Source organism: uncultured Tateyamaria sp., from assembly GCF_947487805.1.
GTDB lineage: Bacteria > Pseudomonadota > Alphaproteobacteria > Rhodobacterales > Rhodobacteraceae > Tateyamaria.
The window spans coordinates 361,051-387,289 of sequence record NZ_CANKXW010000002.1 but is presented as its reverse complement, the minus strand read 5'-3'; the positions used below and the strand labels follow the sequence as shown (position 1 = coordinate 387,289).

The following is a 26,239-nucleotide window of genomic DNA, read 5'->3' as shown; positions in this document are numbered from 1 at the left end:
GCCCTGCGGCGCTTACCCTGCGCCAAATACATCACCAACGAATTCCGTCAGGGTGCTGAAGCGCTTCAGCGTCAATCCGGAAGCGCCCTGAGCTTTTCCGCCTTTGGGTGCGATGGCCGTGGTGAAACCAAGTTTTTCCGCTTCTTTCAACCTGTTTTCGGTCTGGGGTGCCGGACGAAGGGCACCCGACAGGCTGATTTCGCCAAAAACAACCGTGTCGGCGGGCAGGGCACTATCCTCGCGTGCAGACAAAAGCGCCGTTGCAACCGCAAGGTCAGCGGCGGGTTCGGAAATCTTCATGCCGCCCGCCACGTTCAGATAGACGTCGAGACCCGCAAAGGGGATGCCGCAGCGCGCTTCGAGCACCGCAAGGATCATGGCGAGCCGCCCGCCGTCCCAGCCCACGACCGTGCGCCGTGCCTGACTGTGGGGGGAGGGGGCGACAAGCGCCTGCAATTCGCACAGGACGGGCCGCGTGCCTTCGATGCCAGCAAAGACGACCGAGCCGGGCGACGGGTTGCCCCGCTCCGACAGGAACAGCGCCGAGGGGTTGGTGACCTCGGCCAGCCCCTTGCCTGTCATCTCGAACACGCCGATTTCGTCGGCGGGGCCAAAGCGGTTCTTGACCGCGCGCAGGATGCGGAACTGATGACCGCGCTCGCCTTCGAAATAAAGGACCGTGTCGACCATGTGTTCGACGACGCGGGGGCCCGCGATCTGGCCTTCCTTGGTGACGTGGCCAACGAGTACGATGCTGATGCCTTTGCGCTTGGCGAATGTGGTCAACTCGTGGGCGGCGGCGCGGACCTGGCTGACCGATCCCGGCGCGCTGTCGACGGTGTCGAGCCACATGGTCTGGATCGAATCGATGATGGCGAGGCCCGGGGCCTCGGCCTCGAGCGTGGTGAGGATGTTGCGCAGGTTGGTGTCGGCGGCCAGTTGCACCGGCGCATCGACGAGGCCCAGACGCTGGGCGCGCATGCGTACCTGCGCGCTGGCCTCTTCGCCGCTGACATAGATGGTTTTCAGCCCGTTGCGGGCAAAGCGTGCGGCGGCCTGCAAGAGCAGCGTGGATTTGCCGATGCCGGGATCGCCGCCCACCAGAATGGCAGAGGCAGGCACCAGCCCGCCGCCCAGCACGCGGTCCAGCTCGGCCACGTTGCTTTTGGTGCGGGGGGGCGGTGTTTCCTCGGCCCGCAGATCGGTGAGGGCGATGCCCGCGCCGCGCCTTGTGCCCAGCGACTTGGCCCCCGGTCCGGCAGAGAGGCCCGCGTCTTCGGTGATGGTGTTCCATTCCCCGCAGCTGTCGCAGCGTCCCGACCATTTGGAAAAGGACGCGGCACAGGCGTTGCAGGTGTAGGTGGTGGTGTGTTTCGCCATGGGCTGTCGTGTGCCTCAGCTGGGCTGCGGGGTCAAAGACTTAATCTGCGGGCGCACGGGCGCGCCCGGTGGCCCAGCTGACATAGATCGAGGCGAGGATGCAGGCGGTGAAGAGGTAGAGGCCCCATGCGGTTTCCAGACGGCCCACGCCGATGCCCTTGGCGAGCGTGATGTAGAGCGCGATGAGGAAGATGTCGGCCATGGCCAGCTTGCCCAGCACCGAGACGGCGGGGAGCAATCGCGGGCTGAGCAGGCGCCAGTGCATCAGAGCCAGCGCGATGGTTTTGAGATAGGGCGCGAAGAGCGCGAAGACGGTGACCACGAGGGCGAGGAAGACATCCGAGGCCCAGAGCGATTGCAGCCCGGTGATGACGGAAATTTCCTTGAGGTTGAAGAGGGGCAGGAGGCCTGCGCGCATCAGCGGTGCGAACCACGACAGTGGAAAGAGGATGAGCAGGGAGAGGTTGATCCAGCGGTGCATGGGGTTTGCCGTCGGGTGGCTCTGTTTGGCCTTGCGGCCAAAGGCGCCCACCCGCCGACCCTTTTTTATCTGACGGCTTCGATGGGGCCGGTGGCGCGGCCGTGGATGAATTGATCGACATATGGATCGCCTGCGCTGTCCATGTCCGAGACGGGGCCTGTCCAGCGGATTTTGCCCCCGTGCAGCATGGCGACGGTGTCGGCGATGCTGCGCACGGAGGTCATGTCATGGGTGATGGTCATGGTGGTCGCGCCCATTTCGGTGACAATTTCGCGGATGAGGTCGTTGATGACGCCGGCCATGATCGGGTCGAGACCCGTGGTGGGTTCGTCGAAGAAGATGATCTCGGGTTCGGCGGCGATGGCGCGGGCGAGGCCCACACGTTTCTGCATGCCGCCCGACAGTTCGGCGGGCAGCCGGTCGGCCACGTCCGGGGTGAGGCCCACGCGGCGCAGTTTTTCGATGGCGATGTGGCGCGCCTCGTCGCGGGGTTTGGCGAGGCTGCCGCGCAGCAGGCGGAAGGCCACGTTTTGCCAGACGGGGAGCGAGTCGAAGAGGGCCGCGCCCTGGAAGAGCATGCCGAAGCGCGCAAGGAAGGCGTCGCGGTCGCCGGTTTTGGTGACGTCCTGGCCGTCCACGGTGATTGTGCCCTGATCCGGGGTGACGAGGCCAAGTACGGTTTTGATCGTGATCGATTTGCCCGTGCCCGAGCCGCCGATGATCACCATGGAGGTGCCGCGCGCCACGTGCAGGTCGACGCCGCGCAGCACATGGTTGTCGCCAAAGCTTTTGTGGACGTTGTCGAGCGTGATCATGGGCGGGGGCCTTTGGCCAGGGTGGCATGCCTCCGGCGGGCATATTCGGGGAACAATGAAGGGGCGATCATAGCGAGAAGAACACCCCCGTGAGTACGAAGTTCGCAGCGAGGATGAGGACGGCGGCGGCTTCGACGGAGCCCTTGGTGGCGCGGCCCACGCCCTGGGCGCCGCGGCCCGAATTCATGCCGAAATAGCAGCCCATGAGGGCGGCGAGGCAGCCGAAGACAGCACCTTTGGCGAGGCTGGAGGTGATGTCGCGCAGTTGCAGGAAGTCGACGGTGTTCTGGATATAGGCCGCGGCATTGAAGCCCAGCGTGCCGGTGGCGACCGCATAGCCGCCGAAGATGCCGATGATGTCGCCCACGCCCACCAGCAGTGGCACCACCAGTGTGGCGGCCAGCACGCGCGGGGCGGTGAGGTATTTCATCGGGTGCGTGGACAGGGTGACCAGCGCGTCGATCTGTTCGGTGACCTTCATCGTCGCAATCTCGGCGGCGATGGAGGAGGTGACGCGGGCGGCGATCATCAGCCCCACCAGCACCGGGCCCAATTCGCGGACCATACCGATGGCGACGATCTGGGGCACCACGGCCTCGGCGTTGAAACGGGCCCCTCCTGCGTAGATTTGCAGTGCGAGCGCGCCACCGGTGAATATGGCGGTGAGGCCCACCACCGGCAGGGACAGCCAGCCGATGTTCAGGAGGGCGAGGCCAAATTCGCGCGGATAGAAGGGTGGGCGCAGGATGTGGGTCAATGTCGCCCACGCAAAGAGGCTGACCCGCCCGATGGCCGCGAGAAAGCCCAGCACCGTGCGTCCGATGGCGGCGACAAAGCTCATTCCACGTAGGACCTGTGATAGCGCAGGCCAAGCGAGGTCAGGATTTCGTAGCCGATGGTGCCTGCGGCGTCGGCCACGGTGTCGACCGATTGGTGCCGGCCCATCAGTTGCAAATAGCCGGGATCGCGGTCGAGCGTCGTCACATCCGCCGTGATCAGGTCCATGGACACGCGGCCCACCACGGGGCAGGGCGTGTCGCCCGCGTACAGCGTGGCGCGCGGTCCCATTGCGCGGATCAGCCCGTCCGCATAGCCGCCCGACACGGTGGCGATGCGACTGTCGCGCGGGGCGGTCCAGACATTGCCGTAGCCCACGGTTTCGCCCTGTGCCACGTCGCGCACCTGAATGACCGGCAAGTCCAGCGTCACCACCGGCACCGCATCCACAAAGGGCAGACCGCCATAGAGGCCGACACCGGGGCGGGTCATGTCGAAATGATAGTCCGGCCCCATCAGCGTCCCACCCGTCGCCGCGAGCGAGCGCGGCACATCCAGACCGTCGGTCATGGCGCGAAACTCGGCCAGTTGGTGGGCGTTCATCGGGTGACCGGGCTCGTCCGCGCAGGCCAGATGCGACATGATCAGCTGTGGCCCTTGCGCGATAGCGATGTCGCGCACGGCGGACCATTCGGCAGGCTCCATGCCCAGCCGGTTCATGCCGCTGTCAAGCTGGATGCCAAAGGGCGCGCCGGGCAGGGCCTCGACATGGCGCAGCATCTGGTCGACCGAGTTCAAAAGCGGGACAAGGCCCCCCTCTCGGATCGGTTTGGTGTCATTGGCCATATGACCGGAAAAGACAAAGATCTCAGGCCCCTGACCCAGGGCGGCACGCAACACGGTGCCTTCTTCGGCGGTGGCCACGAAAAAGCTGCGCACGCCCGCGCGCGCCAGCGCCCGGCCCACCACGGGCGCGCCCAGCCCATAGCCGTTGGCCTTGACCACGGCGCCGGTCTCGCCGTCGGATCGCGCATCAAGGGACTGCCAATTGCGCACAAGCGCGCCAAGGTCGATGGTGAGGGTCGCAGAGGTCATGCAGGGGGTTTTGACAGGCAATCGCCGCTTGGGAAAGGGCAAATCTGCGTGGCTTTCAAGGTGGGGAATACCCTGCTTGCGCCTGTGGCCTGCGTGATTACCTCTGTGCGACCCAACGGAGGAGAGGGCGCATGGGGCTGATCACGCGATTGCTGGCTGAATTTGAACGACCGCGGGCCAAACGCCCCTTTGGCAGCGGCTGGATCAGCGGCAGCCTGTCGGTTCTGGCCGGGTTGACAGGTCTGTTGATCATCCTGATCCGGTTTTTCCCTGAAACCTTCACCATGCCCGACTTGCAGGTGATCCATGACAGCGGGGCCACCACGACGGCGCTGCGGGTGATCCTGCTGACGGGCTATGCGCTGGCGCTGCTCAGCGTGATGCTCTGCCGCCGCAAGGTGCTGGGCTGGACGGGGCTTGGCCTTGTGGTGCTGGCCTCGCTCCTGGGCACGGCAGAGCCGCAGGCGATTGGGGAGGCGCGGCAGTCACTCTATTTCGGGCTGGACTATTTCATCATCAACATTGTCGTGATGGGGCTGCTGTTCGTGCCGATCGAACGGGTGTTCCCCAACCGCGCCGACCAGACCGTGCTGCGCGATGAATGGCGCGAGGACGTGTTCTATTTCCTCGTCAGCTCGCTCTTGGTGCAGGTGCTGACCTTCCTCGCCATGGCGCCCAGCAATGCGGTCTCGGGCTGGTTCGACTTTGCGGGCGCGCGCGCGGTGATCGGGCAGATCCCGTTCTGGGTGCAGGTGCTGATCATCATGGCGGCCACGGATTTCGTGCAATACTGGGTCCACCGCGCCTTTCACACCGTGCCGTTCCTGTGGCGCTTTCACGCCATCCACCACTCGCCCAAGCAACTGGACTGGCTGGCCAGCGGGCGCATGCACTTTGTCGAGATCGCGGTGCTGCGCGGGGTGACGGCGGTGCCGATGTTCACGCTGGGGTTCGATCCGGCGGCGATCCAGACTTACCTGCTGGTGGTCTATTTCTACTCGACCTTCATCCACGCCAACCTCAGCTGGCATTTCGGCTGGCTGGAACGGTTCCTCGTCACGCCGCGCTTTCACCACTGGCACCACGGCAGCGACCGCGCGGCCATCGACGTGAACTATGCCTCGCACTTCCCTCTCTATGATTTCCTCTTTGGCACGCACCATTTGCCCGACACCGCATGGCCGGACAGCTATGGCGTGGTGGGCGATGACGTGCCCAAGGGCTACTGGCGGCAATTCCTGCACCCGTTCCGCAGGCGCTAAGGAAGCGCAAAGATGTCGCGATTGCGCTCCCAGATCTCCTCGCCAATGAGACAGTTATAGCGCCCCGCCGCCTGCGCCCGCCACAGCCGTTCGGGCGGCAGGCCCGCAATCTCCAGCACCAGCTTTTGCCGCACCGCGTCGGCAAAGGCGCTCCACTCCACCACCGGCAACACGAACGACCCGGTGCCACCCGTCACGCAGGCGGTGTAGTAGACATCCAGATCGGGGATGTTCCAGCGGGACATGAAACTGTCATCCTGCGTCATTAGCGGCAGGCCGTTGATGGTGATGCCCTGCGCCAGCACCCGGTCGCGGGCTTGCGTCACCGGCGGGCCCATATTGTTGGGCCCGTCGCCCGAGATGTCGATGACCCGACGCAGCCCGTCAAACCCGTTGGCCTCGATCGAGGCCGCCGCATGGTCCAACGCGCCCGAAATCGACGTGCGCCGCAGCGCCTCGTCGAAATGGGCGGTGATCTGCGACGCCACGCGTGTGGCATCCTCGGCCCCTTCGATCATCGTCCACGGCACGATGACCCGTTGGCTCTGTACGCCCGCCCATTCCACATAGGTCACGGCCACCCGGCCCAAAAGCCCACCGGTGATTGCCGCCTGCACCTCCGGGCTGACCAGCGCCTCGGCATAGCCGCGCCGCTGGATCTCCAGTTCATAGGGCTGCATCGACCGGCTGACATCCACGGCCAGAAACAGCTCCACATCCACCTCCGTGCGATCCTGTGCACACAGGGGCGCGGCGAAAAGGCTCAGCAAAAGGGCAATCAAACGCATGCGCCCAGTGGGCCGCAGATTTCCACGCCTGTCCAGTCACAGCACAGTGTGCGTGCACCAGTTCGGGTCGATTGCGCAGAAAGTTTAGCGCGCAGCCACAAAACCGCGCGCAAAAATATGGACGCCTAGAACCCGACGTCGCCGCCGCCACCCGCACCCTGCTGCCAGGGCTGCACAAGGTTGCCGAACCGCGTGAACCGGCCCTCAAAGGACAGATCGACCGTGCCGATGGGGCCGTGACGCTGCTTGCCGATGATGACCTCGGCGCGGGCGTGCAGGCGCTCCATCTCTTCCTGCCACTTGGCCATGGCCTCCAGATCGTGATCGCCGGGCTTCTCACGCTCTTTGTAATACTCCTCGCGGAACACGAACATGACCACGTCCGCGTCCTGCTCGATCGATCCCGATTCCCGCAGGTCCGACAGTTGCGGCCGCTTGTCCTCGCGGTTTTCCACCTGACGCGACAGCTGGGACAGGGCGATGACGGGAATGTTCAGCTCCTTGGCGATGGCTTTCAGGCCCATCGAAATCTCCGCGATTTCCTGCACCCGGTTCTCGGCCCCGCCGCGCACCAGCTGAAGGTAATCGACCAACAGCACGTCCAACCCATGCGTCCGCTTCAACCGCCGCGCCCGCGCGGCCAGCTGCGCAATCGGGATGGCGGGCGTGTCGTCGATGAACAGCGGACAGGCCTCCAACTGCTTGGCCGCATCCACGAACCGGCGGAACTCGGCCTCGGTCATGTCGCCCCGGCGGATCTGTTCGCTGGGCACCTCCGAGGCCTCCGACAGGATCCGTGCCGCAAGCTGCTCCGCGCTCATCTCCAGCGAATAGAAACCAACGACGCCACCCTCGATGGCCCCTTCGGACCCGTCGGGCTTGATCCCCTTTTTATAGGCCTTGGCGATGTTGAAGGCGATGTTGGTGGCCAGCGACGTCTTGCCCATCGACGGACGCCCCGCAAGGATCAACAGGTCAGACGGATGCAGCCCCCCCAGCTTCTTGTCCATGTCAATGAGACCGGTGGAAATGCCCGCCAGGCCGCCCTCGCGCTGATAGGCGGCATTGGCCACATTGACCGCGTCCGTCACCGCCTTGAGGAAGGACTGGAAGCCGCCCTCGGTGCTGCCCTGTTCGGCCAGCTTGTACAGCGCCTGTTCCGCCTCGACGATCTGCTCCTTGGGCTCGGACGCCACATCGACCTTGGCCGCGCGCGCCGAAATGTCCCGCCCAAGCAGGATCAGATCGCGCCGCACCGCCAGATCATAGATCATCTGCGCATAGTCCCGCACGGCAAACGCACTGATTGCCGCGCCGGCCAGACGCGCCAGATAGGCCGGACCGCCCAGCTCCTTGAGGCCCTCGTCATCCTCCATGAACGCCTTGAGCGTCACGGGGCTGGCCAGGTTGTTCTTGGCAATCCGCGCGGCAGAGATTTCAAAGATGCGCGCATGCACCGGGTCATAGAAATGGCCCGGATTGATGATCGCCGCGACCCGGTCATAAACGTCATTGTTGGTCAGAATCGCGCCCAGCAACTGCTGTTCCGCCTCGATCGAATGCGGCATCGTCTCCGCATCCTGCACGGCCACGCCGGTCGGATTGATCGCTGCAATTTCATTCATGGCCCGGCCCCGATTTTCTTATCCCCATTGGCCATCGCAATGCCACAGCGCGCACGCGCTGCAAAGGTGCAACAAGCCTGTGGGCAAACCTCTGGATAAGGCACAGAATGCCACGGCGCACCGCAGATGTCGACGCTTGATGCGCCCACTCTACCACATATGGTTGGGCCTTGCGCACAGAATCGCTCTTGTCCACATCCCGTCCACAGGACGCGTCACGCGACGTCGGCGGGATTTTTTCCGACGGCTCAGGCGCGGTCGGCCTGCCATTTGCGCGGGTCGTTCAGAAACGCCTCGACCCCGCTCAACGTGTCCTCGTCAAAGGCCCCGCTGGCGCGCGCCTCGGCCAGAACATCCCACCACGTGCACAGGTAATGCAACTCAACCCCATGATCGCCCAGCGTCTTTTCCGTCTCCGGGAAAATGCCGTAATAGAAAATCACCGCCGTATGCGCGCAACTGGCCCCGGTCTCGCGGATCGCATCCACAAAGGACAGCTTGGACCCCCCATCGGTGGTCAGGTCCTCAACCAGCAGCACACGCTCGCCCTCGGTCATCACGCCTTCGATCCGGGCGTTTCGGCCATATCCTTTGGGTTTCTTGCGCACGTATGTCATCGGCAGGCCCATCCGCTCCGCCACCAGCGCGGCAAAGGGCATGCCCGCCGTCTCGCCACCCGCGATGTTGTCGAACGCTTCGAAGCCCGCGTTGCGCATCACCGTCACGGTCATGAAATCCATTAGCGTCGCACGGATGCGCGGGAACGAGATCAGCTTGCGACAGTCGATATAGGTCGGGCTGGGCAGGCCGGAGGACAGGATGAACGGATCGGCCGCATTGAAATGCACTGCCTTGATCTCCAGCAACATGCGCGCGGTCAGGCGCGCCATCTCTTCGGCGGTGGGATAGCTGGTGGGGATCATGGGCGTGCCTTTTTGGTCAGGAAAACAGGATCAGCCGACGCGCCAGTGCAGCGGACGGCCAGCGTCAAAGACGGTGACGGGTCCGGCACCGGTGTCGACGGATGCGGGGGGCGTGATCGGGTCACCCTTGGTCAGGGTGATGGTGTCGGTGTTCACGGGCAGGCCATAGAACGCAGGGCCGTTCAGCGACACAAACGCCTCCAGCCGGTCCAGCGCGCCCGCCGCCTCGAAGGTCTCGGCCAGACAGGACAGCGCCACAGGCGCTGTGAAACACCCCGCACAGCCACAGGCGTTCTCCTTGGTGTGCGTCGCGTGCGGCGCGCTGTCGGTGCCGAGGAAAAACCGCGCCTCGCCTGATGTCGCCGCGTCCAAAAGCGCCGTCTTGTGCGACCCGCGTTTCAGGATTGGCAGGCAATAGTAATGCGGCCGTATCCCGCCCACCAACATGTCATTGCGGTCCAGCATCAGGTGCTGCACCGTGATCGTGGCCCCAAGGCTGCCATCCTGCGCACGCGCGTAAGCCACGGCGTCCGAGGTCGTGATATGCTCCATCACCACCCGCAGGCCGGGGGTCGCGCGCCGGATCGGGTCCAGCACCCGGTCGATGAACACGGCCTCGCGGTCAAAGATGTCGATATCGCCATCCGTCACCTCGCCATGCACACAAAGCGGCAGACCAATCTCCGCCATCCGCTCCAGCACAGCGCGCACATTGTCGAAATTCGCCACACCCGAGGCGGAATTGGTCGTGGCCCCGGCGGGGTAGAGCTTCACCGCCTTGACCAGACCACTTGCATGGGCCGCGGCCACATCGTCCGCATCCGTGTCCTCGGTCAGGTACAGCGTCATCAGCGGATCAAACGCCATCCCCGCGGGCAGGGCCGCCAGTATCCGGTCACGATAGGCGGCGGCCTGCGCGCCCGTCACCACGGGCGGCACCAGATTGGGCATGATGATCGCACGGGCGAAATCGCGGGCGGAATGGGGCAGGACGCCCTCCATCATCGCGCCATCGCGCAGATGCAGGTGCCAGTCGTCGGGGCGGGCAAGGGTCAGTGATGTCATGGCCCGCGCGTTAGCACGGGCGTGGCCGGTGCCTCAATCCCCCGTGACGTCTTCGGCCTCTGCCGCGTCACTGTTTTCGGCCGCCAACTTGCGCTGCGCCTCGATCTCGGCCATCCGCCGCTGGAACCTGGGCGCCTTGATCCGGCTGGTCACGTTGCGCGCCAGCGCATAGGTCAGATCGGTCCGCTCGGCGGCGTCCAGCGCCGCCATGACCCGGCGCAGATAGGGCGGATAGGTCCGCCGCGCCCGGTACGCCTGGGCAAAGCTCAGGTCGGTCAACGCGCCTGCCATCGCCTGTTCCATCAACGGCTCAAGCATCTCCAAGTCCATCAGATCGCTTTGCAGGGCCGCACCCATGTTGCGCATCCGGAAATGCGACACGCCCGACCGCGCAAAAAGCGCCGCATGCATCGCATCCAACCGCTCTGCCGGATCATGCACCACATAGGCCGCCGCACTCGCATCCAGCATGTCGGGCGCAAACCCATAGCGCGAAGTGAAATCCGTCCGGCGCATCTCGACAAAACGGTCGTCCCACTCGGTCACGCGTGGATCAAGCGTCGCCTGCGGCTGGATCGCCAGCACCCGCGCACCGGGGGCCGCCACCGAAAACGCCGCCGCCGCATAGCCGCCGGGGCCTGCGCCGTAAAACAGGATCGTCTCGAAATCGTCGAAAAACCCGTCATCGATCATCCGGTCGAACAGGCCAATCACATGCCGGTCGCGAAACCACGTATCGCCGTCGGACGCCACGCACAGATGCGACCACCCATGCGCGCGCACCATCGGCCAGCCCACAGGCTCGGCATCATCCGACAGCGCACGAATGCCCTGGATCGTCTCGAAGGTGACCAGCAGCGTATCGCTCCGGCGCACCAGTGCCGCGAAATGCTTGCGGCCCAAGGGTTGGAAAAACCCGGCCTTGTCCGTGGCCTTGGCCAAGCGCGTCAGCCATTCACCCTTTGGCAAATCGGCCAGATCGACGTCAAAGTTTTCTGTTGCGTCCTGCATCGCATCATCCTCTTGTCCCGCTGATAAAATGCGGGTTTGGGGCACCCTAGGCAGGCAATGCGGCAGAATTAGGGAAAACTTGAGCGATTATGAGATCGCTGCGGTCACTGTGCGGATTGGCGCGCTTTGTTGGCATAGCGGATCATGAATTCTGCGGCCTTCGGGGGCACCGGCCGGGTGGGCGGCGTCATCAACAAACGGCCAAAGAGGGCGCGGAACGGCTCTTGCTCCATCAGCGCATCAAACCGGTCGCGCCGCCACGCCACCGCCGCATCGTGCAGCGCCACAAGGGCCGCATCCGCGCGCAGATCGTCCCAGATCGCGTCCCGCGCGGCGTCATAGCGCCGGATCGTGTCATCCGCATCGGTGCTGAAATTCCGCTCGACCCAGTAATCGACGCCCAACAGGTCGTCCGAATGTACTGCCCGCCCACGGTCCGCTTTCAGGACATAGCTTTCCATCGCGCCCAGCGGATAGTGATTGATCTGCGCCAGCCCATAGTTCGGGCGCCCGTAACTCGAGAATATCCGCCGCGTCTTGAACTGGTCATCCAGCGGGCGGCCATGGCTGTCGTACCAACGCGCGCGTTCCAGCCGATCGTGATCGGGGCTGCGCGGACGGTGCACGCCGGGTTTGCGATAGGTCCCGTCATTGGCATAAAGCGTCTTGAACATCGACGCGCGCCACGGCCAGTGCAGGATCTCCGGTGCGCCCCTGGCAAAGGTCGCGGTGACAGGCTCGTCCAGAAACCGCACCTGTCCGTTGTTGCCAAACAGCCGCCAGGTCAGCGTGATCGCCGTCGCATCGGGCAGGGCGGCATGCAGCGCGCCCAGCGTCCCGTTGCCTGCATGGATGTTCACGAATTCATCGACATCCAGCGGCAGAATCCAGTCGGCGTCGCGCACCACATCCATCTTGGCCGCCTGCTTCAACGCGGTAAACTGGATGCCCCCCTGATCATAGGGGCCGTCATTGCGCACATGGGTCAGCCAGCCTTGCTGCGCCAGATGGTCCAGCATCGCATCGGTGCCGTCATCGCAATCGTTTGAAAAGACAAGGAAATGATCGAACCCTATGGCACGGTGATGGGCCAGCCATTCCAACAGGAACGCCGCCTCGTTGCGCACACACAGGATGGCCAGATGGCTCACGCAGGATCAGCCGCAGCCACGAACCCCACAATGCGCCCCGCACTCAGCCGCGGGTCATAGGCGAGACCTGCCTTGCTCATCGCGTCGAACACCGTGCGCACACCCGCAAGGCCAATGGGGCCGGGGTGCAGCTTGACCACGACCTGCCGCACGTCCTTCAGCGTCACGCCATCCAGCAACTCCGCCTCGCCGCCCTCGATATCGCAGATGATCACCGTGGGTTTGACCGCACTCAGCACGGTCTTGATGTTCTGCATCTCCACTTTGACCTCTTCGGCCTCCTCCCCCTCAATCGGGGTCAGCGACGACGCGGCAAAGGGTGCGCGCACGTAAAACGGCACGCTCGACTTGCGCTTGCCCAGCACACCGGGGGTCAGCGTCACATTGTCGATCCCGTTGGTGGCCAGCATCGCCTCCGCATAGGTCAGCAGGGTCGCATTGCCGTCGAACCCGTGTATCTCCTTGATATTGCGCCGTTTCGCGATCATGCCGGACACGAACCCCAACCCGCATCCCAGATCCAGAACCGTGTCACCCTCGCGCGTGGCCTTCAGCGCCGCCGCCGTCAGGTCCCGTTCGTAATCGCCCGCGCGCAACAGCCCGCGCACCTTGCCGGTCAGATATGTCCCGTCCTTAGGGAACTTGAGCCCCCGCGACTTGATAAAGCCCGTGGGGTCGATGGTATTGCTGCCGTCCATGTCAGCTCTCCATGTCTAGGGCGAGGGCATAGGCCACCCGCTCGGTCTCGGTCAGTTTGACCTTGAGCGCCTGGTCATACAGGTCTTGGAACTCCGGGTTGGCGTGAAGCTCATCCGCCTTGGCACGGTGCCATTCCAGACCCTTCTCGTGCCAGCCGCGCAGGGTGTCGTCCTGCATCAGCGTCTCGTATTCCGTGCGCATCCGGGGCAGGTTGCGCTTGATCGTGATGTCGCGGAAATCGGACCAGTCCATGCGGATCCAATAGTTGATCCCGATAGACCGATCCACGTGCAGCGCGCGGCCCCGCTGCCGCTTGATCAAAAAGCTCTCGGCAGACCGCAACGCATAGTGATTGAGCTGAAGCAGGTCATAGCCGATTGACTTTTTCGAACTTCTCCACCCGTTCTCGGCCACTTCCTTGGTCATATCCTTGCCGGATCCATTCACCCAGCGCACTTTCTTGGCAAATTTCGGATCCAGCTTGTTGGGCCGGTGGCAGCTGATCTTTTCGTAGGCGCCGATGTTCTTGAACATCGTCTTGAACCCCCAGACCGTGTGCGGCTTGGGGCAGAATTTCGGCGCGCAATGGTCGAACTGATCGATGACAAACTCATCCTTCAGATCCGTCACCCCGTTGTGCCCAAAGAGCCGCCAGGTCATCGCCACATTGGTCGCATCCGGCACTGCGTCAAAGAAATCCTGCAACGTCCCATTGCCCGTGCGCACATTCATGAACTCGTCCACGTCGATGTGGATGATCCAGTCGGCCTTCTTGATCAACGGCTCCTTCAGCGACTGGTTCAGCGCGTATTGCTGGGGCGAATTGCCCTTCCAGTTGTCGTTGTTGCGGTGCTGGATCACGCCCATCTCTTGCAGCCGGTCGAGGATCTCGCTCGTCCCGTCCTCGCAGCCATTGGTGTAGATCAGGAAATTGTCCACGCCCATCGCGCGGTGATAGGCGACCCATTCGACAATGTATGGTGCCTCGTTCTTCATACAGCCGACAATCACATTCCCGGTCGACCCCTTGGGCAGGTCACGCGGGGGCAGGGGCGTATAGGCCGCGGCCAGCTCTTCCTCGTTCACCGCGCCCAGCTTGTTGTGCGGCGCAAAGGAGGACGTGCGCAGTTTCTCGAAATTCTGCACGGCAAGCGGCGGCATCAGCGCCCGCGCACTGTCGGTCAGCCCATCATCCGGCGTGGCAACAGCGGCAGGTGCAGGGGCGGCGGTCCCGTTCAGCCGCGCCAGATCGGCGGCCTTGCTCTTGCGTTCCTCCTGCGTGGCCTTGTCGATGCGCCACATGAATCCAAGCAGGTATTGCGACGCCCGGAACCCCAGTGTCGGGTCCGCCTCTTCCCACGCCTTCTTGGCACGCGGGGCCTTGAACAGGTCCGCAGGCAAGCCATGCGCCTTGGCAATCGCCTTGTTCTGGGTGGCAAAGGTCTTGGAAATGGCCGACAGGGATGCCGGATCAATTGCGTCCCCGTTCACCTTGATTTCATTGACAAAAGATCGCCACAACTGCCGTGGCAATATCCGCTTTTCGGCCTTGAGGACCCGCAGGATCAGATCGTTCAACTGCCGCCCGCGCGCCAGCCATGCCGCCGACGGGGCCTCCGGCACATCGACCGCCGTGGCTTTGCCAATCGCACTCTCGATCTCGAACGCCGCGCGAATCTCATCCGTCACCGTCTCGGCGGCAAATGCCTCCGCGTCATAGGCGCGGAAGGTCAGAGCGCCCGCGCCAAACACCGCGTTCCAGTGACGTTCCAACGCTGCATAATCCAGCCAGAACGGCGCGCCCTGGTTCTCAATAAACACACCCGCCTGCGGGTTCACCTTGGGCGCCTCGGCCAGCGCATCGGCCCACCACGTGTCCGTCCCCGCCAGCGCCATCTCCTGCGCCAGCGACACGCCGCGCCCCTCAAGGATCTGTTCGCCGTAGTGCCGCGTCAGCAAGCGCGCAGGCTCGTCCACATGCGCAATGATCCGAATGTCGTCAGACAGCGGCGTCAGCAGCGCCTTCAACGTCTCCAGCTCCGACCGCGCAATCAGGCTGACCCCAAGTTGGGAGGCCGACAGGATCAGGTGATCGGGCTCATGTTGCGCCACTTCCTTGGCCAGATCACCCGCCAGCGCATCGCGCAGCACCTTTTGCTTGTCGCCGGTGATATACCCGCGATTATACCGCAGCGGATCGATATGCGCGGGGTCCGTGACGGCCATATAAAGGCGCGTATGGTTCTTGTTGCCGGGGCTGCGCGCATAGAGCACCCCCTTGGTGATCAGCTGATCCCGCTTGGTGGCCAGCACCGATTGCAGGCGATCCGCGCCCACCTGTTCCAGTCCGATATGCAGGTGGATTTTCATCACGCAACCTCGTTCAACTTGTTCACATTCGTCTTGCCCCACCAGTTGATCGGTGTCCCGAGGAACCCGCTGATCAGGTCGCGCGCGGCCGGGTCGGCCACGTCATATTCCAGATAATCATCGTCATCGCGAAAGATGGCGCGCAGATGGGCATAATGCGCCTCGATCCACTGCATCCGTTCGATGCTGGTCTCGCCGAATCCCTCGGGCAGGCCCGGAATGTTCGACCCCGGCAGGCGCGAGGTGCCCAGATCGGACCAGGCCAGCATGCTTTGCGACATGGCAAACGGATCGCGCGACGAGGCGAGGAATTTTACACCCGGATTGTGTGCCCGAATGGCCATGATCAGCCCGTAATCCATCTGCGGCCACAGTGACCGCCCCTCGCGCAGCACGCTCATCTCCGAAATCGCGTCAAAGTCCTGGAAATACACGCCCGGATCACCCGTTTCGAAATACCCGCGATAAAGCAGGTCCGCCACAAAGGCGTTGTGCAACTGCGTATTCTGCGTCTGGCGCGGGCGAATACGGTGGTCAGCCACATGGTGTCCGGCCCGGCGCAGCGCGCGCGCCAATGTGGTCGTCCCGGTCTTGGGCAGGCCCAGATTGACGACCTTGAGTGTCATGCCGCAGGCTCCATCAGCCCCAGCTCGATCAACATCGCTTCTTCCTGCGGTGGCAGGGTCGAGGCGGCGCGCAACTGCGCCTGCATCGCCTGATAAGCAGGCTGGGCCAGCAACTCATCGCGCTTGGCAATGTGCAGCGTCACCGCTTCGTCATGCAGCGCCTTGATCTCCTTGTCTTTCTTCAACTCCGCCAGCGCCTTTTTCAACCCCGGCAGGTACCGCTGGATCGACAGGTCTTCCCAGGCCGGGTCATTGCGCTCGCGCCAATAGGTGTCGTCAAAGGCGCGGTTTTCGCGGTTCACATCGCCGCGGTCGTTTTTAACCAGATAGCTATCGAGGCTGCGCAGCGCATAGTGGTTCAACGTCGCCATCTGCCGCGCCCCCTGCGCCGGGAACCGCCGGATGCGGCGCGGATTGGCCGCCACCAGAAACTTGTGCGGCACCTTGCGGCCGGACCCATCGGTCCACTCGGGCCGCGCCTTGCCCTTTTGAAAAGGGCGGTGCGCGCCAAAATACTGCAAGGGAAAATCATGTCGCACCAGGGACTTGACCTCGATCGCGGCCTCGCCACACCACAGGTCCGGGTTGTGGCTGCGGGTGAACTGCTCGATCACCGGCCTGTCCTCGAACCCGTCCACACCGCCGCTGGCAAAGAACTGGAAATTCACCGAAATCGCCTGCGGATCACCACACGCCTCGATCAGCGCAGGGATCGTGTGATCGCCCACATGGATGTTCAGAAACTCGTCCACATCCGCGACCCAGACCCAGTCGGCCTGGGTGATGATGTCATGACGGCGCGCGTCCTTCAGCGCCTCCATCTGGTAATTGCGCCCCTCTGCGGGGTTCGGCAGATGCTGGCACAGGCCCCGGTCCGCCAGCGCATCCAGCAACCGGTCCGTGCCGTCGGTGCAATCGTTGGAATAAAACAGGTGGTCCGTCACGCCGATCAAACGGTTGAAAGCGATCCATTCCAACAGGAACGGGCCTTCGTTCTTGACGCAAGTCACAGCCGTCACGCGCATGCGCTCTCCGCCTTTCTGATGGGGTCCATTGCCCGCCGCCTCGATGGGTTCACGGTCCTGAATGCCGCAAACCTCTTGTTCTGTGGTTAACGCAAGCTCCGCCTGCGTTGCGCACAACATGCCATTTGCGGCGAATCACGTCAACGTTAACGACGCCGCGCCCCTTGACGGCAGGCATCAGCGGTGCACCTTGGGCGCAAAGCTGCAAGGAACACCCATGCCCGACATCTCTTCCATCGACGCCGTCCAGTCCATGCTGGCCGAACAGGGCTATGTCTGTGACCGCAGCCTCGGCACCGTCACCTTCCTCAGCCTGTCGCTGGGCCGCCCGCTCTTTCTCGAAGGGGAGGCCGGCACCGGCAAGACCGAGATCGCCAAGGCGATCAGCGCAGGCCTCGGCCGCCGCCTGATCCGCCTGCAATGCTACGAAGGGCTCGATGCGTCCTCCGCCGTCTACGAATGGAACTTCGCCGCGCAGATGGTGGCCATCCGCACTGCCGAAGCCGCAGGCACCGCCGACCGCAAGGCGCTGCAGGCGGAACTCTTTTCCGACGACTACCTGATCGAACGCCCGCTGCTCGACGCCATGCGCCCGGACGCGGGTGGCGCGCCCGTGCTGCTGATCGACGAACTGGACCGCACCGACGAGCCGTTCGAAGCCTTCCTGCTCGAAGCGCTCTCCGACTTCCAGGTCACCATCCCCGAACTGGGCACGATCAAGGCGCCCGAACCCCCCATCGTGATCCTCACCTCCAACCGCACCCGCGAGGTCCACGACGCGCTCAAGCGCCGCTGCCTCTACCACTGGGTCGACTACCCCGACTTCGACCGCGAGATGGAGATCCTCACCGCCCGCGCGCCCGAGGCTGCTGAAAGCCTCAGCCGCGAAGTGGTGGCCTTTGTCCAGCGCCTGCGCACCGAGGACCTCTTCAAGAAACCCGGCGTCGCCGAAACCATCGACTGGGCCAAATGCCTGCTGGCGCTCGACGTGCTGACGCTGTCGCCCGAGGTCATCGCCGACACGCTGGGGGCGGTGCTGAAATACCAGGACGACATCCAGAAACTCCAGGGCTCCGAGGCCAAACGCCTGCTGGACGAAGCCAAAGCATCGCTCGAACCCGCCTGATGCTTCCTTTCGCCTCAAATACCTCGGGGGTCCGGGGGCTGGCCCCCGGTCGCGGGCATGGTTGAATACGCGCCCCTCGATCTGCCGGACGACCCGAAACTGGCGGGCAACATCACCCATTTCGCGCGGGCACTGCGGCGCGCGGGCCTGCCCATCGGCACGGGCCGGGTCATCGATGCGATCGCTGCGGTCTCTGCTGCGGGTTTCACGGACAAGCGCGACTTCTACTGGACGCTGCACGCCTGTTTCGTAGCCAAACCCGAACATCGCGCGGTTTTTGCTCAGGTGTTCCGCCTCTATTGGCGCGATCCGCGCTATCTGGAACATATGATGGCCGCGATGCTGCCGGCGGTGCGCGGCGTGCAGGAGGATCGCGGCGCGCAGGCGGCGGAAAAACGCGCGGCCGAGGCGCTGCTGGATGGGGCGGGCGGCGATATCGACCTGCCCGAGGACAGCGACGAGGGCACAGAGATCGAGATTGATGCCTCGCTGACCATGAGCCACGAGGAACAGTTCAAGACCCTCGACTTCGAACAGATGAGCACGGCGGAGATGGCCCAGGCCAAGGCGATGCTGGCGCGCATGGCGCTGCCAGTGGACCCGGTGACCACGCGGCGCACGAAGGCGGCAGCGCGCGGCGGCATCGATGCGGCCCGCACCCTGCGCGCCGCTTTGCGGCAGGGTGGCGATCTGGGCGATCTGCGGCGCAAGACGCCCAGGGTGCGCTTTCCGAACCTCGTCGTGCTCTGCGATATCTCGGGGTCGATGAGCCAGTATTCCCGCGCGGTGCTGCACTATGTGCACGCGGTGGCCAATGCGCGCGGCGCGGGCTGGTCGCGGGTGCATGCGTTCACCTTTGGCACGCGGTTGACCAATATTTCGCGCCATTTGCATCAGCGCGACGTGGATGCCGCCCTGCGGGCAGCCGGGCAGGAGGCACAGGACTGGGAAGGGGGCACGCGCATCGGCGCCTGTCTGGAGGCGTTCAACCGCGACTGGTCGCGGCGGGTGCTGGGGCAGGGTGCGGTGGTGCTGCTGATCACCGACGGTCTGGACCGCGACGACCCGGGGGCGCTGGCGCGGCAGATGCAGCGTTTGCAGCTGTCATCGTCGCGGCTGATCTGGATCAACCCCTTGTTGCGGTGGGGCGAATTCGCCCCGAAGGCGCGCGGGATCGCGGCGATGCTGCCGCATGTGGACAGCTTTCGCGCAGGTCACTCCATCGCGTCGCTGGAAGAGCTGGCAGCGGTGATTTCCCGGCGCGACGATGCGGGTGAGAAAGCCCGTTTGATGGCGCTGCTTTAGGTCGTCGGGCGGGACTGTTCCGGACCTGCGGTCCGAAAGGCGCCCGCCCACCGACCCGTTTCAGGCAAAGGTGTCGGCGAAGGTGCTGTGGTAGATGGCGCTGAGCTCGGCCAGGGGGGCGGAGCTGTTGCCCATCCAGACCGTATCGCCGGAGAATTTGCCCACGGACACGATCGGCACTCCGGCCTGGCCTGCGGCGATCATCAGCGCTTCGGCCTTGTCGAAGTTGCAGGCCACGAGGTAGCGGGCCTGATCCTCTCCAAAGAAGCTGCCCATCTCGCTGGCGTCGATCCAGACGCCGACACCGGAGGCGTCGGCCAGTTCGAACGCCGCCATGGCGAGGCCCCCGTCGCTGAGGTCGGTGCAGGCGGTGATCAGGCTGCGGTTGGCGCGGATGAAGTCGCCATTGCGTTTTTCCGCCGCCAGGTCGACATGGGGGGCGTCGCCATCGGCGCGGCCAAAGACTTCGGCCAGCAGGGCCGACTGGCCAAGATGCCCGCCGCATTCGCCCACCAGCAGGGCCACGTGGCCGTCGCGCACGTCGCAGCCGATGATGTCGTCCGGGTGATCGATCAGGCCCACGGCGCCGATGGTTGGGGTGGGCAGGATGCCGGTGCCGTCGGTTTCGTTGTAAAGCGAGACATTGCCTGACACGATGGGCATGTCGAGAGCGGCGCAGGCCTGTCCGATGCCGTCGAGCGCGCCCACGAACTGGCCCATGATTTCGGGTTTCTCCGGGTTGCCGAAGTTCAGGTTGTCGGTGGTGGCGAGCGGCGTGGCACCTGAGGCGGTGAGGTTGCGGTAGGCTTCGGCGACGGCCTGTTTGCCACCCTTTACCGGGTTTGCCTTGACGTAGCGGGGGGTGACGTCGGAGGTGAAGGCGAGGGATTTTTCGGTGCCGTGCACGCGCATGATGCCCGCGCCCAAACCGGGCGTGCGGGCGGTGTCGGCCATGACCATCGTGTCGTATTGCTCGAAGACCCAGGTCTTGGCCGCGTAATTGGGGCTGGAGAGCAGCGCCTTGAGCCCGTCGATGGGGTCGATGGCGGGCACGTCGTCCAGCGGTGCTGCGGCGGGGGTCGGCACCCAGGGGCGGTCGTATTCGGGCGCTTCGGAGGAGAGTTTCGACAGCGGCAGGTCGGCCTTGATCACGCCGTCATGTTCGATGACGAAGCGGTCCTCGGGGATGGTTTCGCCGACGATGGCAAAGTCGAGGTCCCATTTGTCGAACACGGCCTTGGCTTCGGCCTCTAGCTCGGGCTTGAGCACCATGAGCATGCGTTCCTGGCTTTCGGAGAGCATCATTTCATAGGCGGTCATGTTCTCTTCGCGCACGGGCACGGCGTTGAGGTTCAGCTTGACCCCGAGGCCGCCCTTGTCGCCCATTTCCACGGCCGAACAGGTGAGGCCCGCGGCCCCCATGTCCTGGATCGAGATCACGGCGCCGGTCTGCATCAGCTCGAGTGTCGCCTCCATCAGCCGCTTTTCGGTGAAGGGATCGCCGACCTGCACGGTGGGGCGTTTCTCTTCGATCGTGTCGTCGAACTCGGCGGAGGCCATGGTGGCGCCGCCCACACCGTCGCGGCCCGTCTTGGCCCCGAGGTACACAACTGGCATGCCGATGCCGGAGGCGGCGGAGTAGAAGATCTTGTCCGCGTCTGCGAGGCCAGCGGCAAAGGCGTTCACGAGGCAGTTGCCGTTATAAGCGGGGTCAAAGCGGACTTCGCCACCCGCGCAGGGCACACCGAAGGCGTTGCCGTAGCCGCCGATGCCTTCGACCACGCCGTGCACGAGCTGGCGGGTCTTGGGATGGGAGGGCTCGCCAAAGCTGAGCGCGTTCATGGACGCGATTGGGCGCGCGCCCATGGTGAAGACGTCGCGCAGGATGCCGCCCATGCCGGTGGCGGCCCCCTGGTAGGGTTCGATGTAGGAGGGGTGGTTGTGGCTTTCCATCTTGAAGACCACGGCCTGACCGTCGCCGATGTCGACGACGCCTGCGTTCTCACCGGGGCCGCAGATCACTTGCGGGCCGGTGGTGGGCAGCTTTTTCAGGTGCAGTTTGGAGGATTTGTAGGAACAGTGCTCGTTCCACATGGCCGAGAAGATCCCCAGCTCGGTGAAGGTCGGTTCGCGGCCGATGATCTCGAGGATGCGGTCGTATTCATCCGGGCTGAGCCCGTGGCTGGCAATCAGGTCCTCGGTGATCTTTGGTTCTGGCATGGTGTCCCCCGTCGGTTGCCGCGCGTTTTAGGCCAAGGGCGGGGCGGGGGAAAGTGGGGAAACGACATGAATCGCGCGCTGTCCCCGCGGGGACAGGGTGTTCGGTGTGTATACCGGAAATCAATGCCTTTCCATTCCGCACGGCCTTTCAGACAGTTGGACCACCGTGCGCCCGGTCCATACAAATGAAAGGAGTTGCGCGCATGCTGAGCGCCGAAGGGGTGCAAGGGCGTACCCGACCGACAGGCAAACAAGAAAAAAGGCCACCCTGCGGGATGCAGAGTGACCTTTTCGTCAGGTCCGGCAGAATTGCCGAAATACGGTCTTATTTGTAGTCGACCTGCACGGCACCACCCACTGCACCACGTGCGGCAAACAGCTCTTCTTCGCTGGCGTTCAGCGCCACGGCGCCGTCCAGAATGGTCACGTTGGCGGGATCAATGGTCAGGTCCATTGTGTCGCCTTCAAACAGCAGGTCAGCTTCGAGGTCCACCTGCATGTGGGCGCGGCCATCTTCGGTGATTTTGAAATCTTCCAGGGTACCCAGCAGTTCACCTTCGCGTGTCACGATCTGGTCGCCCACTTTGTCGCCCATCACATCGACGCTGTAGACTTCGCCGGCCAGTGTGTTCGATGCGTCGAACTTGTAGTCGGTGTTGGCCAGCAGCGGTGTGGCGGCCAGTGCGATTGCGGTCGAGGCGATCAGTGCATTCTTACGAAGAGTCATTTCGTTTCCTTTCGGTTTTTCGTTTCGTTTCGTTTCCGATGTTGGCACAACGCGGGCATTCGGATTTGGTTGCGAAAAAAATCATGAAACAAACGTGAAAAATCGCTTGGAACCAATTGGTTGGCTTGAGTGTTTACCTTCGTTTAATCTGCGTGTGGACGTGAAAACGGCGCTGCGGGAGGAAGCCGCAACGCCGCTGGATTGATGTGCGCGTCCGGTGTGTCAGTCGCCGGGTGCGTCGCCCTTGGGGGCTGTGGGGGCCATGTCCTGTGCGGCCTGGGTGGCGGCGGCGGCGATGGCCTTTTTGTCGTCCTCGGACAGGGATTGGGTGTCGTCGCGACCGGGCAGGGCCACGCGCACCTCGCGGCGGGCAAATTCGAGGCCGTTTTCCTCGAACGCCTTGTTGACGCGGTTGTAGATTTCCTTGCGCAGGGTGAACTGGGTGCCGGGTTTGGCCATGAACTTGCCCCGGATCACGATGCCGACGTCGTCAAATTCGAACACGCCCTGCGATTTGAACGGTTGCAGGAAGTCGTCCTTGTAGAGGTCGTTTTCCATCATCTCCTTGCCGATGTTCTTGAAGAGCTTGCGCACCTTTTCGGGGTCGGTGCCGAAGGGCACGGTAAACCGCAGTTTCATGATCACCCAGTCGCGGGAGAAGTTGGTGATCTTGGGGATCTCGCCGTAGGGCAGGGTGTGGACCGGCCCCTTGTGGTGGCGCAGCTGCATGGAGCGGATCGAGATTTTCTCGACCGTGCCCATGGTGCCGTCGACCTCGACATATTCGCCTGTGCGAAAGGCGTCGTCGATCAGGAAGAAGATGCCGGAGACAACGTCGGTGACCAGTTTCTGGGCGCCAAAGCCGATGGCCAGACCGACGATACCGGCACCGGCCAGAAGCGGGGTGGTGTCGACGCCGATATTGCCAAGGCCCAAGAGAAGGAACACGACGACAATGGCCGCGCGGGATACGCCGAGGATCAGGGGCAGCACCGTGGACAGGCGCGACCCGCCTGCGCCGCCGCCGTCACCGCCGCCCATTTCCTCGCTTTCGAGGTCATAGCCTGCGGCGGTCTGTTCGGCGGCGAGTTTGCGGTTGATCCAGAGTGAGACGACTTCGTAGACCAGATAACCCACGGACAGGATCATCAGGAATTCGATGATGTGTCCGGCAAAGCGTTCGCCCACGCCCGCCGATGCGATGCTGGTGGGGTCCATCCCCCAGAAGCCCGCGATGGTGATCAGGACGATGCCAAAGACGATGACGCGGCCAATGCGGATATAGGACCGTTTGGTGGAGGCATAGGCGCGTTCGGCAATGGGCCCTTCGCCGGTCATGGGAGGGGCGAGGTGGCGCACGAGGCCCCGGATCAGCGTGTCCATGGCGGGGGCAAAGAGCAGGAGGCCCATGGTCTTGTAATGGGGCGATCCGGCCAGCAGCTGGAAGTTGCCTGTGGAGACCACGATGTTGACGATCCACCATGTGCCCAGTGCCACGATGACGCCGAAATAGGGGAAGGCGCGGGCGATGCGGTCTTCGACTGGGCTGACATCGGGGTCGGCCCCGCGCATCATCATCACGGTTGCCTCGCGGTAGCGCCAGATGACGATGGCCGCATAGAGGTGGATGCCGAGGTTGAGCCAGAAGCCCAGCCGGGTTTCTCCCATGGGCACGCCGTTGGCCGCGTTGAAGCGGATGATGAAGGTCGAGAACCCGACGAGGAAGACGAACCAGAACATGTGGAACACCATCGCGCGCGCAGTGGCGTCGGTGGCGTGCACGATGCGATAGGCCGGGTTGTTGGGGGCCATGAGAAAGCGTGACACGGCCACCGCCAGCCGCGGCAGGCCGATGAGCAGCGGGCCCACGGTGCCGATGAACGGCCGGTAGAACGGGGGCACGAGGTTGTAGGTGATCAGGAAGGCCACAGCGACAAAGACGCCCACGGCGCCGATCTCGCTGGTCAGGCGTTTGGCCAGCAGGAACAGGTTTTGGCGCAGGGTCGCGTCCTGCGGCATCTCCTTGGGCAGGATGAGCCACCCGCGGGTGATGCGGCGGAACAGCAGTTCGGCGGCGAGACCGCCCGCGATGGACAGGAGCAGGTAGCCAAAGAGCCGCGCCAGCCCGTCTGCGCCGAGGAAGGTGGCAAAGTTGGTGAAGGCCCGGGCCTGGCTGGAGAACAGGATGGGGAGTTTTTCGATCGACACGGTGATGGTGGAGAACGCGCCTGCGGTGGCGTGGTACCACAGCTGCGAGGCGTCTTCTTCGAGGGTGTCGTCGGTGGCCTGGGTGTTGAGTTGGTCCAGCAGGAGGTCGCGGACCTGTGTGTCACTGAGCCGGGAGATCAGCGCATTCGCCGCCTCGGGCGTGAGCGGGTCGGGCAGGGTGACGGTGGTCTCGGCAGTGCCGGTGCCGGTGTTGACCAGCGATTGCGCGTGCACCCGTGCGGGCAGCATCAGCGCCAGAAACGCGATCAAAAGACCTGCAAACCTGATTGTCGAGACCATGATATCCCCCCCGGACCCCTTGTTTTACGGTGACACTGATCAATTCCGTCGCGCAGCCGCAAGGTTTTTCGACACGCGCACGTGGCGGGGGCGGCAGGCGGGCAAAAAAAAGGCCGAGCGCGAAGCTCGGCCAAGTCCAACAGGGAGGTATGAAGATGGCGCGATGTGCGCCGTGTCTCTTCATGAGGCGAGGTAGGGTCGGATTTGCCGCCGATCAAGGCACTTTTTGAAGTCAGTGCAGCATGGCCGCTATGCAATTACTGCATAGCTCAGGGCTTTTCTTTATTTCTCAACATCTTGCGGTAGGCCACGATTTCTTCCTGTACGAAGTCGCGGAAGGCGGCGATCCGCTTGGAATGTCGTAATTCTTCCGGGTATGCCAAAAAAACAGGCACATCGGCCGACTCGATCTCTGGCAGGACGCGGACGAGTCGCGGGTCGTCGAGGCTGACGTAGTCGGGGAGAATCCCCAGACCCAGATCCTGAAGCACCGCTTGCAGCACGCCGAAATAGTTGTTCACCGTCAGCAAGGACTTGATGTCGTAGGTCAAGAGGTGCTGGACTAGGCTGGAGCCTGCGCCGACCTGGGCCGCGTTCACGTTCTGACAGATCAGGCGGTGATCCTTGAGGTCGTCCGTGTCCTCGGGCACGCCGTTGGCATCGAGATAAGCGCGGGTGGCAAAGACCTGCATCTTGACGGTCATCAGGCGTTTGCGGATCAGGTCCGCCTGGCTGGGTTCCTTCATGCGGATGGCCACGTCGGCCTCGCGCATGGGCAGGTCGAGCACGCGTTCCTCGAGCATCAGGTCGACGCGCAGGTCGGGGTATTGTTCATAAAGCTTCACCAGCCGGGGCGCGAGCCACAGAGTGCCGAAGCCGATGGTGGTGGTCACGCGCAGGTCACCAAACGCTTCTTCTTCGCTGTCGCGGATGCGGGCGCTGGCGGTGTCGAGCCGTTTGTTCATCGCGGTGGTCGCGTCAAAAAGCAGTTCGCCCTGTTCGGTCAGGATCAGCCCCCGCGCATGGCGGTGAAACAGGGTCGCGTTCAGCGATTCTTCGAGCCCGCGAATTTGCCGGGACACCGCGGATTGGCTCAGATTGAGCTTGTCGCCCGCGTGGGTCAGACTGCCCGCATCGGCCACCGCGTGAAATATCCGTAACTTGTCCCAGTCCATCTGCATCACTTCCGTAACGTCAACGCCACCTTATCCGAAGTCTTCGTATTTCACACCGCTTGCCAAAGCGGAACCGCAGAAACCG

At 63.8% G+C, this 26,239-nt stretch carries 22 protein-coding genes; 3 read left to right on the top strand and 19 right to left on the bottom strand.

Going from position 1 to position 26,239, the window contains the following annotated elements; translation table 11 throughout:
• Nucleotides 1–12: 12 nt before the first annotated feature.
• From radA to alr, 5 genes are all read right to left on the bottom strand, one after another.
• Nucleotides 13–1,380 (bottom strand): DNA repair protein RadA, encoded by a 1,368-nt coding sequence (radA, locus tag Q0949_RS07450; RefSeq protein WP_299370132.1) that lies wholly within the window; start codon nt 1,378–1,380, stop codon nt 13–15.
• 40 nt (nt 1,381–1,420) lie between these two features.
• Nucleotides 1,421–1,861: a paraquat-inducible protein A gene (locus Q0949_RS07445; RefSeq protein WP_299370130.1), complete on the bottom strand. Its 441-nt coding sequence runs from the start codon at nt 1,859–1,861 to the stop codon at nt 1,421–1,423.
• Between the two features lie 65 nt (nt 1,862–1,926).
• Entirely contained in the window at nt 1,927–2,676 is a 750-nt protein-coding gene (locus Q0949_RS07440; protein ID WP_299370128.1) for an ATP-binding cassette domain-containing protein, read from the bottom strand.
• A gap of 67 nt (nt 2,677–2,743) precedes the next feature.
• The gene (locus Q0949_RS07435) at nt 2,744–3,517 is read right to left on the bottom strand and encodes an ABC transporter permease (protein ID WP_299370126.1); all 774 of its coding nucleotides are present in this window, start codon (nt 3,515–3,517) and stop codon (nt 2,744–2,746) included.
• Nucleotides 3,514–4,548: an alanine racemase gene (gene alr, locus Q0949_RS07430; RefSeq protein WP_299370124.1), complete on the bottom strand. Its 1,035-nt coding sequence runs from the start codon at nt 4,546–4,548 to the stop codon at nt 3,514–3,516. The genes Q0949_RS07435 and alr overlap by 4 nt, the downstream gene beginning before the upstream one ends.
• Before the next feature lie 131 nt (nt 4,549–4,679).
• On the opposite strand from alr, the gene Q0949_RS07425 reads away from it, so the two are divergent.
• Entirely contained in the window at nt 4,680–5,810 is a 1,131-nt protein-coding gene (locus Q0949_RS07425) for a sterol desaturase family protein (protein ID WP_299370122.1), read from the top strand.
• Here the strand turns inward: Q0949_RS07425 and Q0949_RS07420 are convergent.
• The 10 genes from Q0949_RS07420 to Q0949_RS07375 form a co-directional block, all read right to left on the bottom strand.
• The gene (locus Q0949_RS07420) at nt 5,807–6,598 is read right to left on the bottom strand and encodes a DUF1194 domain-containing protein (protein WP_299370120.1); all 792 of its coding nucleotides are present in this window, start codon (nt 6,596–6,598) and stop codon (nt 5,807–5,809) included. The genes Q0949_RS07425 and Q0949_RS07420 overlap by 4 nt on opposite strands.
• 125 nt (nt 6,599–6,723) lie before the next feature.
• Nucleotides 6,724–8,223: a replicative DNA helicase gene (locus Q0949_RS07415; RefSeq protein ID WP_299370118.1), complete on the bottom strand. Its 1,500-nt coding sequence runs from the start codon at nt 8,221–8,223 to the stop codon at nt 6,724–6,726.
• A gap of 248 nt (nt 8,224–8,471) precedes the next feature.
• Nucleotides 8,472–9,146, bottom strand: coding sequence for an orotate phosphoribosyltransferase (locus Q0949_RS07410; RefSeq protein ID WP_299140668.1), 675 nt, complete (start codon nt 9,144–9,146; stop codon nt 8,472–8,474).
• A gap of 30 nt (nt 9,147–9,176) precedes the next feature.
• On the bottom strand, nt 9,177–10,211 hold the full coding sequence (gene pyrC / locus Q0949_RS07405; protein WP_299370116.1) for a dihydroorotase: 1,035 nt from the start codon (nt 10,209–10,211) through the stop codon (nt 9,177–9,179).
• A 33-nt stretch (nt 10,212–10,244) separates the two neighbouring features.
• Nucleotides 10,245–11,222 carry a phosphoadenosine phosphosulfate reductase gene (locus Q0949_RS07400; RefSeq protein WP_299370115.1) on the bottom strand — a complete coding sequence of 326 codons (978 nt, stop codon included), beginning with the start codon at nt 11,220–11,222 and terminating at the stop codon, nt 10,245–10,247.
• A gap of 104 nt (nt 11,223–11,326) precedes the next feature.
• Nucleotides 11,327–12,373, bottom strand: coding sequence for a glycosyltransferase family 2 protein (locus Q0949_RS07395; protein WP_299370113.1), 1,047 nt, complete (start codon nt 12,371–12,373; stop codon nt 11,327–11,329).
• Nucleotides 12,370–13,071, bottom strand: a complete 702-nt coding sequence (locus Q0949_RS07390; RefSeq protein WP_299370111.1) for an FkbM family methyltransferase — start codon at nt 13,069–13,071, stop codon at nt 12,370–12,372. Before Q0949_RS07390 ends, Q0949_RS07395 begins: the two co-directional genes overlap by 4 nt.
• Nucleotide 13,072: 1 nt before the next feature.
• Nucleotides 13,073–15,442, bottom strand: a complete 2,370-nt coding sequence (locus Q0949_RS07385) for a glycosyltransferase family 2 protein (RefSeq protein WP_299370109.1) — start codon at nt 15,440–15,442, stop codon at nt 13,073–13,075.
• Entirely contained in the window at nt 15,442–16,068 is a 627-nt protein-coding gene (locus tag Q0949_RS07380) for a sulfotransferase (RefSeq protein ID WP_299370107.1), read from the bottom strand. The genes Q0949_RS07385 and Q0949_RS07380 overlap by 1 nt, the downstream gene beginning before the upstream one ends.
• The gene (locus tag Q0949_RS07375) at nt 16,065–17,093 is read right to left on the bottom strand and encodes a glycosyltransferase family 2 protein (RefSeq protein WP_299370105.1); all 1,029 of its coding nucleotides are present in this window, start codon (nt 17,091–17,093) and stop codon (nt 16,065–16,067) included. The genes Q0949_RS07380 and Q0949_RS07375 overlap by 4 nt, the downstream gene beginning before the upstream one ends.
• A gap of 217 nt (nt 17,094–17,310) precedes the next feature.
• On the opposite strand from Q0949_RS07375, the gene Q0949_RS07370 reads away from it, so the two are divergent.
• Nucleotides 17,311–18,219: a MoxR family ATPase gene (locus tag Q0949_RS07370; RefSeq protein ID WP_299370103.1), complete on the top strand. Its 909-nt coding sequence runs from the start codon at nt 17,311–17,313 to the stop codon at nt 18,217–18,219.
• A 57-nt stretch (nt 18,220–18,276) separates the two neighbouring features.
• Nucleotides 18,277–19,524 carry a VWA domain-containing protein gene (locus Q0949_RS07365; RefSeq protein ID WP_299370101.1) on the top strand — a complete coding sequence of 416 codons (1,248 nt, stop codon included), beginning with the start codon at nt 18,277–18,279 and terminating at the stop codon, nt 19,522–19,524.
• A gap of 60 nt (nt 19,525–19,584) precedes the next feature.
• Here Q0949_RS07365 and purL read toward each other — a convergent pair whose 3' ends face one another.
• The 4 genes from purL to Q0949_RS07345 form a co-directional block, all read right to left on the bottom strand.
• Nucleotides 19,585–21,744, bottom strand: a complete 2,160-nt coding sequence (gene purL / locus Q0949_RS07360; protein WP_299370099.1) for a phosphoribosylformylglycinamidine synthase subunit PurL — start codon at nt 21,742–21,744, stop codon at nt 19,585–19,587.
• Between the two features lie 325 nt (nt 21,745–22,069).
• Nucleotides 22,070–22,471, bottom strand: a complete 402-nt coding sequence (locus tag Q0949_RS07355) for a hypothetical protein (protein WP_299370097.1) — start codon at nt 22,469–22,471, stop codon at nt 22,070–22,072.
• A 222-nt stretch (nt 22,472–22,693) separates the two neighbouring features.
• Entirely contained in the window at nt 22,694–24,979 is a 2,286-nt protein-coding gene (locus Q0949_RS07350) for a mechanosensitive ion channel family protein (RefSeq protein WP_299370095.1), read from the bottom strand.
• Between the two features lie 269 nt (nt 24,980–25,248).
• Entirely contained in the window at nt 25,249–26,154 is a 906-nt protein-coding gene (locus Q0949_RS07345) for a LysR family transcriptional regulator (protein ID WP_299370093.1), read from the bottom strand.
• Between the last annotated feature and the right edge of the window lie 85 nt (nt 26,155–26,239).

Excerpts from the sequence above, each read along its gene's own strand:
- Q0949_RS07415 (WP_299370118.1), bottom strand. The coding sequence starts at position 8,223 with ATGAATGAAATTGCAGCGATCAATCCGACCGGCGTGGCCGTGCAGGAT.
- pyrC (WP_299370116.1), bottom strand. The coding sequence starts at position 10,211 with ATGACATCACTGACCCTTGCCCGCCCCGACGACTGGCACCTGCATCTG.
- Q0949_RS07410 (WP_299140668.1), bottom strand. The coding sequence starts at position 9,146 with ATGATCCCCACCAGCTATCCCACCGCCGAAGAGATGGCGCGCCTGACC.
- Q0949_RS07445 (WP_299370130.1), bottom strand. The coding sequence starts at position 1,861 with ATGCACCGCTGGATCAACCTCTCCCTGCTCATCCTCTTTCCACTGTCG.
- Q0949_RS07355 (WP_299370097.1), bottom strand. The coding sequence starts at position 22,471 with ATGACTCTTCGTAAGAATGCACTGATCGCCTCGACCGCAATCGCACTG.
- Q0949_RS07370 (WP_299370103.1), top strand. The coding sequence starts at position 17,311 with ATGCCCGACATCTCTTCCATCGACGCCGTCCAGTCCATGCTGGCCGAA.
- Q0949_RS07390 (WP_299370111.1), bottom strand. The coding sequence starts at position 13,071 with ATGGACGGCAGCAATACCATCGACCCCACGGGCTTTATCAAGTCGCGG.
- Q0949_RS07425 (WP_299370122.1), top strand. The coding sequence starts at position 4,680 with ATGGGGCTGATCACGCGATTGCTGGCTGAATTTGAACGACCGCGGGCC.
- Q0949_RS07420 (WP_299370120.1), bottom strand. The coding sequence starts at position 6,598 with ATGCGTTTGATTGCCCTTTTGCTGAGCCTTTTCGCCGCGCCCCTGTGT.
- Q0949_RS07440 (WP_299370128.1), bottom strand. The coding sequence starts at position 2,676 with ATGATCACGCTCGACAACGTCCACAAAAGCTTTGGCGACAACCATGTG.
- Q0949_RS07435 (WP_299370126.1), bottom strand. The coding sequence starts at position 3,517 with ATGAGCTTTGTCGCCGCCATCGGACGCACGGTGCTGGGCTTTCTCGCG.
- Q0949_RS07350 (WP_299370095.1), bottom strand. The coding sequence starts at position 24,979 with ATGGTCTCGACAATCAGGTTTGCAGGTCTTTTGATCGCGTTTCTGGCG.
- radA (WP_299370132.1), bottom strand. The coding sequence starts at position 1,380 with ATGGCGAAACACACCACCACCTACACCTGCAACGCCTGTGCCGCGTCC.
- Q0949_RS07380 (WP_299370107.1), bottom strand. The coding sequence starts at position 16,068 with ATGACACTCAAGGTCGTCAATCTGGGCCTGCCCAAGACCGGGACGACC.
- Q0949_RS07375 (WP_299370105.1), bottom strand. The coding sequence starts at position 17,093 with ATGCGCGTGACGGCTGTGACTTGCGTCAAGAACGAAGGCCCGTTCCTG.
- Q0949_RS07365 (WP_299370101.1), top strand. The coding sequence starts at position 18,277 with ATGGTTGAATACGCGCCCCTCGATCTGCCGGACGACCCGAAACTGGCG.
- purL (WP_299370099.1), bottom strand. The coding sequence starts at position 21,744 with ATGCCAGAACCAAAGATCACCGAGGACCTGATTGCCAGCCACGGGCTC.
- Q0949_RS07345 (WP_299370093.1), bottom strand. The coding sequence starts at position 26,154 with ATGGACTGGGACAAGTTACGGATATTTCACGCGGTGGCCGATGCGGGC.
- alr (WP_299370124.1), bottom strand. The coding sequence starts at position 4,548 with ATGACCTCTGCGACCCTCACCATCGACCTTGGCGCGCTTGTGCGCAAT.
- Q0949_RS07400 (WP_299370115.1), bottom strand. The coding sequence starts at position 11,222 with ATGCAGGACGCAACAGAAAACTTTGACGTCGATCTGGCCGATTTGCCA.
- Q0949_RS07385 (WP_299370109.1), bottom strand. The coding sequence starts at position 15,442 with ATGAAAATCCACCTGCATATCGGACTGGAACAGGTGGGCGCGGATCGC.